We start from the raw sequence: 12,598 nt of genomic DNA, 5'->3' as shown, positions 1-12,598 counted from the left end.
GTCCCTCCTGGCCCGGCCATCCGTGGCCCGGGCCAGGAGGTCTCGTGGTCAGCCCTCTGTGCGGCGCTCCGCGAGCACGTCCTCGAGGACGTCGGGGAAGTTGGTGATCACGCCGTCGACGCCCCGGTCGAGAACCTGGTTCATGTCGCCGGCCCTGTTGACGGTGTAGGTGTGCACCTCCATGCCGAGCTCGTGAACCGTCCCGACGTATGCCGCGTCGAACGTCGTGTAGCCGGGGTTGATCTGGTCGGCCCACGTCGAAAGCTCGGGAAGGAGCGCCTCGGCGGGGCGGCCCAGCAGGCCGACGGGGACGGACGGCTGCACCTCGTGGTACCGCTCCATCGACGCCCAGTCGAAGCTCTGCACGACCAGCCGCTCGGCGCGGACCGCCGACGTGACGTAGCCGGGGTAGCTCGCGAACTCCTCGGCGACCTGCCGCTCGATCCCCGGGTAGAGCGCCGGCGACTTCAGCTCCATCAGGATGCCCGCGCGGGTCGGCCTGATCAGCTCGATCATCTGCGCCATCGTCGGAACGGGCTCGCCCGCGTACTCCTCCGAGAACCAGGAGCCTGCGTCGAGCTGCTGGATCTCCTCGTAGGTGAAGTCGCTCACGCGCCAGGGCGCCCGGTCGGGAAAGACCTGCTCGACGTCGGTGGTGCGGGACAACGTCGTGTCGTGCATGAGAACCAGGACGCCGTCCTTGGACCGCTGCACGTCCGACTCGACCAGGTCGGAGCCCATCTCGACGCCCAGGGCGAAGGCGGCCAGCGTGTTCTCCGGTGCGTGGCCCATGGCCCCGCGGTGCGCGGTGCTGACGACGTCGACATGCTCAGGGGAACCAGCCGCCAGGGCGGACGAAGCGGGCAGCACGGTGGAGGCACCGGCGAGGGTGACGGCAAGCAGGGCGGACAGGCGTGGGGTCAAGCGCATGATCGATCTCCCGAGGGGCCGAACGGACAGGGCAGGACGTGACGTTGCCGAGCCCACGCGACCCAGGGATGGCCTTCGGGTGACTCGGCCGGGAACTTGTCCGGAACATCCTGCCAGGGCCCCGTTCCGGCCAGCTGTTCGACGGGCCGCGGCCACCGCGCGTCATACCGGGGTGAAGAAGTTGACCAGGTTGCCGTCGGGGTCCCGGAACAGCAGCGACCGGTTTCCCCACGGCATCGTGGTGGGCTCGTTGACGAAGTCGGTGACGAACCCGGTCAGGTTCTCGTGGACGCGGTCCACGTCGTCGACGAGGAACTCGATGATCACGCTGTGGTTGTCCCCCGGACCTGACGGCGAGGTGCCGATGTCCGGCGCCCGGTTCGTTCTCCGACCCGCCGCGCTCCGGACGCTCAGCCGACCCGCACCGGTCCTGCACCCGTTTCGCCCTGCCAGCAGCGTCGCCCCACATCCTTGGTGCTGACGTAGTAATACTGTACAGTCTAGTTTTATGCCCGTCATTGAGAGGACGCAGATGAACGCCACAGAACTTCGACCACCTTCCAACGATGTCGCCGTGCCGTTGCTCGTCGCGGGTGCGCTGGGTGGGGTCGTGTTCGCTGCGTCCAGCCTCGTGCAGGCTGTGGTGCGAGAAGGTTTCGATCCGTTGCGGCACGCAGTGAGCCAGCTGGTGCTCGGGCCCGGGGGCGCCGTCCAGATCGTCACCTTCGTCGTCGCCGGCGTGCTGATGATCCTCGGCGGCATCGGCCTGCGCCGCGCCCTGCACGGAGGGCGCGGCGCGCGCGCTGTCCCGGTACTCATCATGATCGAGGGCCTCGGATTCATCGCCGCCGGCACCTTCCGCGCAGACCCGGGAAACGGATTCCCGCCGGGGTCGGAAGCCGCGTTCTCCGTGACCGGCATGGTGCATCTCGCGTGCGCCGGCATCGCCTTCATCGCCCTCATCGCGGCATGCTTCGTCCTTGCCAGCCGCATCTCGAAGCAAGGAGACCGCGCATGGGCGGTCGCAGGCCGGGTCAGCGCCATCCTGTTCGCGCTGGGCTTCCTGTTCGCCAACACCGGGATGACCGGCGGTCCGCTCGCCCTGTTCATCGGAGCCACCATCGCGTGGGTCTGGTTCGGGCTGACCCTCATCTCCCGCCGCCGACTCGCGTCCTCCTGAGACAGGAGCGAGGAGGGAGATGGCGATGCGCCGTCGTGAGGGCACCGTGTCCGCGGCCAAGCATGAAGCGATCCGGGAAGCCGCTACACGCGCGTTCCTGGAAAAGGGGTACGCCGGAACCAGCATGGACGAGGTAGCGGCCCTCGCCGAGGTGGGCAAGCAGACCGTCTACAAGCACTTCTCCGACAAACGTCAGCTCTTCACCGACATCGTCCTGGCCACGACGCACCAGGTCGATGGCCTGGTGCGGCTGATCGCTCAGACGCTGGATGCGTCCGACGATCCGCGCAGCGACCTGGAAGCACTGGCCCACCGGTTCCTGACCACATTGATGCAGCCGCAGATGCTCCGGCTCAGGCGACTTGTCATCGCCAATGCGGCCGATTTTCCCGAGCTAGGAGAGGCCTGGTACGAGCTCGGCTTCGAACGCGTCCTATCGACTCTGACTTCGTCGTTCTCCTTGCTCGACGAGCGCGGCGTGCTTCGCGTCCCAGACCCGGAGAGCGCTGCCGAGCACTTCGTCGGAATACTGTTGTGGATTCCACTCAACAAGGCCATGTTCACCGGCAACGAGCATGCCTACACCGAGGACGCGCTCCGTCGACGAGCCGACCTCGCCGTGCACGCCTTCCTCGATCTCTACCGAGTTGCCGAACACCCCCTCGCCAGGAACAACCCGGCAACCGATTCCACCGACCGACCCCTCTGACTGATCGGAGACTGCTCATGACCACTTTTCGCACGACCCTGTGGCCCGCTGGCGGCAACAACGTCGGCATCGTCGTCCCCGAGGAGATCGTCCTCAGCTTCGACCGGGGCAAGCGCGTCCCGGTCGTCGTCACCATCGACGGTGGCTACAGCTACCGCAGCACGATCACCAGCATGGGCGGACAGTATCTGATCTCGTTCAACGCCGAGACTCGCAAGGCGACCGGCCGCGGCGCAGGTGACGAGGTCGAGGTCACCCTCGAAGTCGATGACCAGCCCCGCACCGTCGAGCCGCCGGAAGCCCTTGCGGCAGCACTGGCGGACAACCCTGACGCGGCGAAGACGTGGTCGGCACTGTCGTACAGCAAGCAGCGACAGCGCGCGGAGTCCATCGCCGGCGCCAAGACCGAGGAGACCCGGCAACGCCGTCTCGCCAAGACCCTCGACGCGCTCACCGCCAACTGACGTCGGGAGAGAGAAGCGAAGCTGACACAACCGACTCAAGCCGTTCCTCAGAGGAACGACTCCGGCGGGTCGAACTGCGCGAGCACGAGCTCGGCGCCGAACGGGTCGCGGATCGTCGCCTCCTTGCTCCACTCGCCGTCCTCCGTCGCCAGGACCGTTGCACCGGAGCGCTGTGCGGCCGTGACGGAGGCGTCCCGGTCACCGACGGCGAAGGCCACCGACCAGCGCGCCGGTCCCGCGGCTCGCAGGATCCCGGCCACGACGTCGGCGAACCCGGGTGGCACGAACTCCTGCCGCTCGTGGATGCCGGGATCGATCGTGCGGGCCAGGTGGTCCCCGTACCCGGGGACGCGCGCCATGCCGGCCCCGAGGTCGTCGGTGCGTTCCCAGCCCAGCAGCGGGCCGTAGAACCGCAGTGCGGCGTCGACGTCCGGCGTGAGCAGGTTGCTGAAGTTCCACGTGCCCGGCGCGTTGGCAACCTGGGCACCGAGTCGTGTGCCCGCCTGCCACAGCCGGCTGGGCGCCCCCTGCGGGTCGACGATCCGCGCCATCCGGCCGGCGGGCTGCCCCGGGGGTCCGACCGCCTCCGGCGCCGAGCTCACGACGCCGCCCAGCTCCGCGGCCCGGGCGGCCGCGGCGTCGACGTCGTCGACGGCGAGGTAGGTGTGCCACGCCACCTCGCCGTCGAGCCCCGCGGCGGGCGTGGCGACCGCGGCGATCACCGTGGCATCTGTGCCGTCCAGCGAGGCGACGACATAGCGCCCGGCGCTCCTGGCGGTAGCTTCTCGGTGAACTTCCAGCCGAACAGCTCGCCATAGAAGTCGAGCGCCGCGTCGACGTCCTGCGTCTCGAGGTCGATCCAGCTGGGTACGCCGTGCGGGTAGGTCCGGGGCGTGGTGGGTGTGTCAGCCATGAGGTCCTCCAGGTCGGTTCTGCCATCCCCGATCCTGCCCCCAGCCACTGACACTGGTGATCTCTGCGGGCAGGCCTCGGCGCCGGCGGGCGCGCGGACACGGCGGAGGACCTTCACCGCTCACAGATCCCTGGCCAGGAACAGCGAGTCCCCGTGCACCTCGTCGGGGTCCACGCGGCCGGTCTCGACGAACCCGAGCTTCGCCAGCACCCCGCGGGACGCACCGTTCCAGTCCCGGACGGTGGCCCACAGCCGCCGGTAGCCCGACGCCTGCGCCCAGCCCAGAACCGCCCGTGCCGCCTCTGTCGCGTACCCCTGGCCCCAGACCCTGCGCAGGAGCTCGAACGCCAGCTCCGGCTCGTCGTCCGACCCATCGGTGTTGGGGATCAGTCCGCAGTAGCCGATGACGTCGCCCGATGCCTTGCGTTCGGCGGCCAGCACCCTCGGAGAGCCGGACTGCGACCAGCTCCGGATCCAGTCCTCGACGTCCTCGAGGGTGGGGTGGCCTTCGGCGTCGATCCGACGGTGCGGAGGGACACGAGGGTCACGCTCGGTCCACATCTCGCGCTGGACAGCCGCCTCAGACACCTGCCAGGGCCGCAGGAGCAGGCGGTCGGTCTCGAGCACGATCTCCCGCACGCGAGCTGTGGGATGTTCCATCGCGTCGACGTTAGCAGTGCTCTGATCGGCGAGGGAGCTGCCGTGAGTCCAAGGCCCAGGGCCTAGGCTTGGCCGCGCAGCTCGTCGAGGCACTCGGCCCATCGCAGGACGAGCTGCACGAGCACTACGTACCGGGAAGCTGGACACCGCACGTCACCGTGGCGACACGTGTGCGCCTGGAGCAGACGCCGCTGGTGCTCGAAGCAGCCTACGAGATCGTGCCCCTGACCGGAACGATGACGCATGCCGCGCTCGTTGACGCGGGCACCGGCACGGTGCACCCGCTGGCGGGCGTCCCCTGATCTCCCGTCACGCCAAGATCGGGCGTCCCCTCCGCCGCGAGCGCTCAGGACAGCCCAGCGTCGTCGACCGCCTGCTCCAACGACTCGACGAACGCGTCGACGACCTTCTTCAACAGTCGCGCCTTGAACAGCGCGTTGCGGGCGAACGCACGGTCACCCGCGCTGAAGTCCAGCTGCGCGGCCCTGCCGCAGTCCGCAACCGTCAAGGTCGCGTCGACGCGCTGCGGGCTGTCCCCTGAGTAGCCCTCGGTGACCTCGATATCAGCGTGCACGTACGCGCCCGCGTGGAAGCCGCGCTTGTTCAGGAAGGCGCGGCGGTAGAACGGGGGAAACGCCATCGGCGTCCTCTTCTCAGGACAACACCCGCCTGAGGGGGCGGGGTTGGAACCCCGCCGGCCGCGTCTTCTGCATGGCGCAACGCTACCTCTACGACGCTCCATGGCTCTGCTTGATTTCTCGCCCTCCGTTCACCCGCTGCACGCCGGGTGCGACACCCGGTCGGCTGCGACGACTGCCCGGTTCTGCACACTGCTGTGAGGGGAGATGCATGTGACCGGGTACGCCGTCGTCGACGTGGAGACCACCGGTCTCTTTCCTGGTGGACACGACCGGATCGCTGAGATCGCGATCGTCCGGGTAGATCCGGACGGCCGCGTCGAGGACACCTGGACCACCCTCGTCAACCCGGGTCGCGATCTGGGCCCGCAGCAGATCCACGGGATCAGCGCATCCGACGCACGCCACGCTCCGACGTTCGACGACGTTGCCGGCCTGGTCGCCGACCGGTTACGAGGACGAACCTTCGTCGCGCACAACGCGCAGTTCGACCGCCGGTTCGTCTGGCACGCGTTCGCCGCGACCGGATACGACGTGCCACTGATCGAGCCCACCACGCTGTGCACCATGCGCACCGGCGCGCAGCTCTCCCCCACCGCGCCCCGTTCCCTGGCAGGTGCGTGCTTCCATCACGGGGTCGCGCTCGGCTCCGCGCACGAGGCGCTCTCAGATGCCCGCGCCGCCGCAGGACTGCTGGGGATCTACCTCGCCCGCGGCGCCCGGCATGCCGTCCCCGGGTGGGACGACGTCGTCGAGCTCGCCGCCACCACGCCCTGGCCGCAGATCCACTCATCCGGTGCGACGCCGGTCCTACGCGGAGCCGCGACCGAGCGTGACACCCACTTTCTCGCCCGGCTCGCCACGGCTCGGACCCTGCCGATCACCACCTGGGAGAAGGAGGAATACCTCGAGCTGGTCGACCGGACATTGCTGGACCGGTATATCTCAGCACGCGAGCACGACCAGCTCGCTCAGTTCTGCTCGCAGCTCGGCATCGGGCGCGACGAGGTCGACCAGCTGCACCGCGAGTACCTCGCTGGGCTCGCCGCCGTAGCGTGGGCCGACGGCGTGCTCACGCCGGCGGAAGTAGCCGACCTCAGGTCCGTCGCGACTCTGCTCGAGGTCTCCGCTGCCGATACCCAGCTCCTCCTCCAGCCGCCCGCGCCCAAGACCCCTGCCGTGACAGGGAGCGGGGCAGACGACGGTAGCGGCACCGGGGCGTCGAGCCGGTTCGCCCTGCGGCCGGGCGACCTGGTGGTGTTCACCGGAGCGATGGACGAGCCGCGCGACGTGTGGGAACGCCGGGCCGGCGCCGCAGGACTCCTCCCCCGCCCCGCCGTCACGAAGAAGGTCCGCGTGGTCGTCGCGGCAGACCCCGATTCGATGTCCGGCAAGGCGCGCAAGGCAGAGTCCTACGGAATCCCCGTCATCAGCGAGTCAGGGTTCGGACGGCTCCTCGGCGACCTCGCGCACGCTCTCGCACCGGCGGCCGGAGTCGTCCGCTGACCACCCGACGGCCCCCACCCGGCACACCGTGGTCGGGATCGTGCCCACAGCGATCACGTCCCGGGCCCGAAGTCCTCCGGCCCCACCACGACCGGCCCTGCGGTCAGCCGACGCCGCACCTCGCGCCCCCGCCACCGCAGCACCACCGTCCGTCCTTCGACCGCCTCCGGCGCCGGGGAACGGGGCCGCACCACGGCCCGCACGAGGTCGCCGTCGGCCCAGTCGAGGTCCACGACGACGCCGGGCCGCGCGACCAGACCATGGGCGGAGCCCGTGGCGAGCTCGGCGGGCAGCGCAGGGAGGAGCTCGACGTACCCGCGGTGGCTCTGCAGCAGGCACTCGGCGAGCGCGGCCGCGTACCCGAGGTTGCCGTCGATCTGGAACGGCGGGTGCGCAGCGAACAGGTTGCGGTACAGGCCGCCCGCCCACTGCCCGCGCACGCCGGTCGCGTCGCGGAACACGAGGTCGAGCAGGTCGGAGACGCGGTCGGGGCGGTGCAGACGGGCCCAGAGCGCGATCTTCCAGGCGAGCGACCAGCCGGACGAGTCGTCCCCGCGCCGCTCCAGGGACGCGACCATCGCAGCCTCCTGGGTCGCGGTCAGCGCCTCGTCACCGGGGAAGAGGGGGTAGAGGTGGCTCACGTGCCGGTGGTGGGGATCGCTCTCGACCTGCTCCTCGCCCCACTCCTGGACCCGTCCGTCCGTGGCCACCCGGACGCCGGGCAGGTCCGGGAGCACGACGGCGGCGCGGCCGGCGAGGTCGGCCGAGCCCGTACCGATGCGCGGCGCGAGCTCGACGACGGCACGCAGCACGTCGCGCACCAGGGCCCGGTCCATGGCGCTGGAGCAGGTCACGGCGACGGTGCGGCCGTGCGCGTCGACGAACGTGTTCTCCGGGGAGGTGGACGGCGCGGTGCCCCAGGAACCGTCCGGCGTGCGCACGAGCCACGAGAGGGCGAACTCCGCGGCGTCGCGCAGCACCGGCCACACGACGTCGCGCACGTGGTCGTCGTCGACCGAGCCGAAGCGGACCCGCTCGACCAGGTGCCGCACCAGCCACAGGCCGCCCACCGGCCAGAACGCCCAGGCCGGGTCGCCGTGGCCCGCACCGACGGACGAGGCGAGGGCCCAGGCGTCGCTGTTGTGGTGCGCCGCCCAGCCCTCGGCGCCCAGCCGGCGGGCGGTGGACCGGCCGCTGGACGCGAGCGCCACCACCAGGTCCTCCAGCGGCTGGACCGTCTCGGGCAGCCCGAGCACCTCGGCGGGCCAGTAGTTCATCTCGGTGTTGATGTTGAGCGTGTAGCCGGAGCTCCACGGCGGTTGCATGTCGAGGTTCCACAGGCCCTGCAGGGTCGCGGGCAGCCGGCAGCCACGCGAGGACGACATGAGCAGGTAGCGGGCGTGGTCCAGCAGAGCGCCGGCCAGTCCGGGATCGGTCTCCAGGACCCGCCGCGGGTCGGCGCGCGCAGCGGCCAGCCGCTCCTCGAGGGTCGGGGCCTGGCCGCCGGTGTCGCCCCGGTCGCCCGGCGCGTCCCGGCCGGGTTCTCCCACCCGGACGCCGCACCGGTCGAACAGGCTCGTGTGCTCGGCCTCGTGCCGGCGCAGCACCTCCGCGGGATCCTCGGCGAGCACGCGCGCGACTCGCCCGCGGGCCCGGCCGGCCACGTCGCCGGCCGATCCGTGCAGCGCGGAGCCGGGCCCGCGGTACGTCGTCTCGACGGCGAGGGCGAGCACCAGCCGGTCGCCGTGCCGGCGCCAGCCGACGACGACGCAGGCCTCGACCGCGCCGGGACCCCAGGTCGCGGCCGGGAGGTCCGGCTCGTGACCGGGCGCTATGTCGGACGGCGCGCGGAGCCAGACCTCGATCCGCTCCGGGCCGTGCTCCCGGTGCAGCTCGCGCAGCGGCGAGGTCAGGCGCACCTCGACCGGGTCCGACGTCGCGCCGTCGACCACGTGCAGCAGGACGTCGTCGACCGCGGAGACCACGGTGCGCGACCGCCCTCCTGGCCCGCTCCAGGTGTGGGTACCGGTGCGCAGGTCGAGGGACCGGCGGCCCGGACCGGCGTCGGGTGTCACGACCTCCAGCGTGCCGAGCGGCAGGAATGCCTGGGCGTACGGCGCCTGGAGCGCCTGCAGCGGCCCGGTGGCCTCGTGCCAGCGCCCCGACGTCGCCGCGTCGCGAGCGCGTGCGAGGAGCTGCCGCGCCTCCCGGTCGGTGCCGCCGGCGGACGCCGCGTCGCCGTCGGGCGATCCGGACCACACGCCCTCGTGGTTGAGGTCGAACCGCGCTGTCGAGCCGCCCCAGCACATCGCTCCCAGCCGTCCGTTGCCGAGCGGCAACGCGTGCAGCCACTCCGCCGCCGGGCCCGGGTGCTCGAGCACCGTCATCGCGCGGTCATCCGCGCACGCTGCCCGCGCTCAGGCCGGCGCGCCAGAAGCGTTGCAGCGCCAGGAACACGATGGCGATCGGGACCACCGAGACCAGTGAGCCCACCACGGTGAGGATCTGCAGGCTCGGGATGGTGATGGACGCCTGGTTCCACCCCGTCAGGCCCACCGTCAGCGGCATGAGCTCAGCGTCGGTGAGTACGAGCAGGGGCAGCAGGTAGTTGTTCCAGCTGCCGAGGAACGCGAACAGCAGGATCGTCACCAGCCCGCTCGACATCAGCCGCAGGCCGATGCCCGCGAAGGTCCTGAACTCCCCCGACCCGTCCAGCCGGGCGGCCTCGAGCAGCTCGGTCGGGATGGCGTTCTGCGCGAAGATCCAGGCCAGCAGCACGCCGAACGGGTACGACAGGCCCGGCAGGAGAAGACCCCAGTACGTGTTGTTGAGGCCCAGGTTCACCAGCAGCACGTAGGTCGGCTGCGCGAGGACCGTGCCAGGAACGAGCAGGCTGCCGAGGACGACGCCGATGAGCAGCGCACGGCCGCGGAACCGGTAGACCGCGAGCGCGTACCCGGTCGCCGCGCACAACAGCGTGGTCGCGACCGACCCGATCACCGAGTAGACGACCGAGTTCAGTGCCCAGCGCCAGAAGATCCCGCCGTCGTACGTCGACAGGTCGCGCACGTTCTCCCACAGGTGCCAGTCCGCCAGGGCGAACCCTGGCGTGCTGAACAGCTCCGACGCCGACTTGGTCGAGGCGATGACGAGCCACACGACCGGCGCGAGGAAGTACAGCGAGGCGAGGGCGACGACGGCGGTAGCGGCGATCATCCACCCACGGCTGACGCGCTCGCCGCCGGACACGACGGTCCGGGAGACCCGGCGCGGCCGCGACGAGGGCGCGGTGCCGGCACGAGGGCGGTCCTGCAGCGCGGCGGTCATCGTGCGCCTCCTCGCGAGGAGGAGTTCGTGAACCGGACGAGCACCAGGGACACCACGAGCGTCACCAGGCCGAGGATCACGGCCATGGCCGAGCCGAGGTGGGGGTCGCGTCCGAGCGTCGAGACGGCGTAGATGGCCATGTTGGGCGTCCAGTCGCTGGAGATGTTCGGGGTGATGGACTGCAGGACCTGCGGCTCGTTGAAGAGCTGCAGCGTGCCGATCACCGTGGACAGGGTCGTGAGCAGCACCGCGGGCGCGATCATGGGCAGCTTGAGGTTCAGTGCGATCCGCAGCTCGCCCGCACCGTCCAGCCTGGCGGCCTCGAAGGTGTCCCGCGGGAGCGACTGCAGCGCGGAGAACAGGATGATCATGTTGATCCCGGCGTTCGACCAGATGCTGATGTTGGCCACGGACCACAGCACCGTCCCGGGGGCGAGCAGGTCGGCGTCGATACCGATCGCCTGCAGGCCCTGCACGAGAGGGCTGACCGACGGCTGGTAGAAGAAGCCCCACAGCAGCGCCGCGATGACGCCGGGGACCGCGTAGGGCAGGAACACCGCGAACTGGAAGAAGCGGCGCGCACGGACCAGCGCCGAGTCGAACAGGAGCGCCAGCACGGCAGCGATCACCATCATCACGGGTACCTGGACCAGACCGTAGAGCGCGACCCGCCCGAAGCTGGCCAGGAAGTCGGCGTCGGCGAACGCCCGCGCGTAGTTGCGCACGCCGACGAACACCGTCTCCGCACCGCCGAAGCCCAGTCCCGAGCTCTGGCTGGAGTACAGGCCGTTGACGAGCGCGATCACGATCGGCGCCAGCATGAAGGTCAGGAAGACCAGGACGAACGGGGTGACGAAGGCGTAGGGAACCCACCGTCCGCCGCCGAGCGCACGGCGGCGGACGGCGGTCGACGGCGTCTGGACGGCCATCAGGTCACTCGTTCACGGTGAGGCCGCGCGCCTCGAGGTCGTCCACGGTGGCGGCCTGGGCGTTGTCCAGGGCCTCTGCGAAGGTCTGCGACCCGCCGACCACCTCGGCGAACTCGTCCAGCACCGCGGTCTGCGCCGTGCCCCAGTTGGGGCCCTCGGTCCACGTGGCGGGAGTGTTGCCCGCCGACTCGATGTACACCTCGTTGATGGCCTGGCCACCGAAGAACTCCTGCTCCTCCAGCAGCGCCGGCGAGTCCAGCCCGTTGACCGTCGACGGGAACAGGCCGCCCTCGGTGATGAGCGCCTCCTGAGTCTCGTCCGAGCCGTTCAGCCAGGACGCGAACTCCGCGGCAGCGGCAGCGCTCTCGGCGCCGTCGAGCACGACGACGGCCGCGCCGCCGGAGTCGCCCTGGTTGTCCGAGCCCGCGTTCGTCGGCATGGCCGCGACGCGCCACAAACCCGACGTGTCGGCGGCGTTCTCGGCCAGGGCGGTCGGGAACCAGGCCGCGTAGCTGATCGTGGCGATGTCACCGGCGTTCACGCGGGCCCAGTACTCCGGCGTCCACATGAGCTCGGTGGTCACCAGGTCCTCGTCCAGCAGCGTCTGCCACCGTTCGGCCACCAGCATGCTGGCCTCGTCGTTGATCCCGACGGTCCACGCGTCGCCGTCGATGCCGAACCAGCTGCCCTCGGCCTGCTGGACCTCCTGCACCCACTGACCGATCTCCCCCGGCGACAGGTTCGCGATGTAGGCGTCGGGATCGGCGGCCTGCAGGGCGCGCGCCGCCTCGAGGTACTCGTCCCAGGTGGTGGGAACGGGGATGCCGTGCTCCTGAAGGATGTCAGTGCGGTACATCATCCCGCTCGGCCCGATCCCCTGCGGGACCCCGTACACCCGGCCGTCGAACGACACCGACGCCCAGGACGCCGCCGTGTAGTCGGCCTCGTGCTCGGCGACATGCTCCGTGATGTCCTGCACCCGGCCGTTGATCACGTAGTCCGGCAGGTCGTGCGTGCTGAGCTGGACGAGGTCGGGTCCGGTACCGGCGTCGACCGCCGCCTGGACCTTCTGCCCGTCGTCGCCAGTCATCCGATGAAAAGACACCTGGATGTCGGGGTTGTCGGCGTTCCAGGTCTCCACCAGATCCTCCAGGCCCGGTACCCAGCCCCAGAAGTCGACCTCGACCGGTCCGTCGGCAGGCGCGCCGCCGGCAGCCGTCTCACCAGCGCCCGGGGAGCCGCACGCCGTCAGACCAGCAAAGGCGACCAACCCGGTGGTGAGGAGCGCGGTCCACCGCCGCACCCCGTGTCTCGAGAGCGCCTTTGCATCCACAAGATCGTC

The 12,598-nt window shown here is 70.6% G+C and carries 15 protein-coding genes; 5 read left to right on the top strand and 10 right to left on the bottom strand.

The window, feature by feature from the left end:
* Positions 1-48: 48 nt before the first annotated feature.
* Together APR04_RS03185 and APR04_RS30900 are read right to left on the bottom strand one after the other, a co-directional pair.
* On the bottom strand, positions 49-930 hold the full coding sequence (locus APR04_RS03185; protein WP_253867846.1) for a glycerophosphodiester phosphodiesterase: 882 nt from the start codon (positions 928-930) through the stop codon (positions 49-51).
* Between the two features lie 162 nt (positions 931-1,092).
* Positions 1,093-1,449 (bottom strand): VOC family protein, encoded by a 357-nt coding sequence (locus APR04_RS30900; protein WP_308292317.1) that lies wholly within the window; start codon positions 1,447-1,449, stop codon positions 1,093-1,095.
* Between the two features lie 55 nt (positions 1,450-1,504).
* Here APR04_RS30900 and APR04_RS03175 point away from each other — a divergent pair, with 55 nt between their 5' ends.
* From APR04_RS03175 to APR04_RS03165, 3 genes are read left to right on the top strand one after another with little or no spacing between them, the layout of a single operon-like run.
* Complete coding sequence (locus APR04_RS03175; protein WP_253867844.1) at positions 1,505-2,110, top strand: DUF998 domain-containing protein; 606 nt, start codon at positions 1,505-1,507, stop codon at positions 2,108-2,110.
* 19 nt (positions 2,111-2,129) lie between these two features.
* A complete protein-coding gene (locus tag APR04_RS03170) occupies positions 2,130-2,819 on the top strand; it encodes a TetR/AcrR family transcriptional regulator (RefSeq protein WP_253867843.1) in 690 nt (229 codons plus the stop codon).
* 17 nt (positions 2,820-2,836) lie between these two features.
* On the top strand, positions 2,837-3,283 hold the full coding sequence (locus APR04_RS03165) for a YdeI/OmpD-associated family protein (protein WP_253867842.1): 447 nt from the start codon (positions 2,837-2,839) through the stop codon (positions 3,281-3,283).
* Between the two features lie 47 nt (positions 3,284-3,330).
* Here the strand turns inward: APR04_RS03165 and APR04_RS03160 are convergent, their stop codons facing one another.
* The 3 genes from APR04_RS03160 to APR04_RS03155 form a co-directional block, all read right to left on the bottom strand.
* Entirely contained in the window at positions 3,331-4,005 is a 675-nt protein-coding gene (locus APR04_RS03160) for a VOC family protein (RefSeq protein WP_345374930.1), read from the bottom strand.
* Positions 4,002-4,196, bottom strand: coding sequence for a VOC family protein (locus APR04_RS30895; RefSeq protein ID WP_308292313.1), 195 nt, complete (start codon positions 4,194-4,196; stop codon positions 4,002-4,004). The genes APR04_RS03160 and APR04_RS30895 overlap by 4 nt, the downstream gene beginning before the upstream one ends.
* A gap of 120 nt (positions 4,197-4,316) precedes the next feature.
* Positions 4,317-4,856 (bottom strand): GNAT family N-acetyltransferase, encoded by a 540-nt coding sequence (locus APR04_RS03155; protein WP_253867841.1) that lies wholly within the window; start codon positions 4,854-4,856, stop codon positions 4,317-4,319.
* Positions 4,857-4,924: 68 nt separating this feature from the next.
* Here APR04_RS03155 and APR04_RS03150 point away from each other — a divergent pair, with 68 nt between their 5' ends.
* Entirely contained in the window at positions 4,925-5,158 is a 234-nt protein-coding gene (locus tag APR04_RS03150; protein ID WP_253867839.1) for a 2'-5' RNA ligase family protein, read from the top strand.
* Between the two features lie 44 nt (positions 5,159-5,202).
* Here the strand turns inward: APR04_RS03150 and APR04_RS03145 are convergent, their stop codons facing one another.
* Positions 5,203-5,496, bottom strand: coding sequence for a hypothetical protein (locus APR04_RS03145; RefSeq protein ID WP_253867837.1), 294 nt, complete (start codon positions 5,494-5,496; stop codon positions 5,203-5,205).
* 211 nt (positions 5,497-5,707) lie between these two features.
* On the opposite strand from APR04_RS03145, the gene APR04_RS03140 reads away from it, so the two are divergent.
* Positions 5,708-7,000: an exonuclease domain-containing protein gene (locus tag APR04_RS03140; protein WP_253867835.1), complete on the top strand. Its 1,293-nt coding sequence runs from the start codon at positions 5,708-5,710 to the stop codon at positions 6,998-7,000.
* 53 nt (positions 7,001-7,053) lie between these two features.
* On the opposite strand, the gene APR04_RS03135 is transcribed toward APR04_RS03140, so the two are convergent.
* Genes APR04_RS03135 through APR04_RS03120 form a run of 4 tightly spaced genes read right to left on the bottom strand, consistent with a single transcriptional unit; the run spans position 7,054 to position 12,559 of the window.
* The gene (locus APR04_RS03135) at positions 7,054-9,387 is read right to left on the bottom strand and encodes a glycosyl hydrolase family 95 catalytic domain-containing protein (RefSeq protein ID WP_253867833.1); all 2,334 of its coding nucleotides are present in this window, start codon (positions 9,385-9,387) and stop codon (positions 7,054-7,056) included.
* A gap of 7 nt (positions 9,388-9,394) precedes the next feature.
* On the bottom strand, positions 9,395-10,327 hold the full coding sequence (locus tag APR04_RS03130) for a carbohydrate ABC transporter permease (protein WP_253867831.1): 933 nt from the start codon (positions 10,325-10,327) through the stop codon (positions 9,395-9,397).
* Positions 10,324-11,256, bottom strand: coding sequence for a carbohydrate ABC transporter permease (locus APR04_RS03125; RefSeq protein WP_253867829.1), 933 nt, complete (start codon positions 11,254-11,256; stop codon positions 10,324-10,326). Before APR04_RS03125 ends, APR04_RS03130 begins: the two co-directional genes overlap by 4 nt.
* A gap of 4 nt (positions 11,257-11,260) precedes the next feature.
* Positions 11,261-12,559 carry an ABC transporter substrate-binding protein gene (locus tag APR04_RS03120; protein WP_253867827.1) on the bottom strand — a complete coding sequence of 433 codons (1,299 nt, stop codon included), beginning with the start codon at positions 12,557-12,559 and terminating at the stop codon, positions 11,261-11,263.
* Positions 12,560-12,598: the final 39 nt, after the last annotated feature.

Origin of the sequence: Promicromonospora umidemergens, from assembly GCF_024171995.1 — a bacterium.
Lineage (GTDB): Bacteria > Actinomycetota > Actinomycetes > Actinomycetales > Cellulomonadaceae > Promicromonospora > Promicromonospora umidemergens.
Note: the sequence above shows the minus strand (reverse complement) of the source record. Positions and strands in the feature narration are given on the sequence as shown.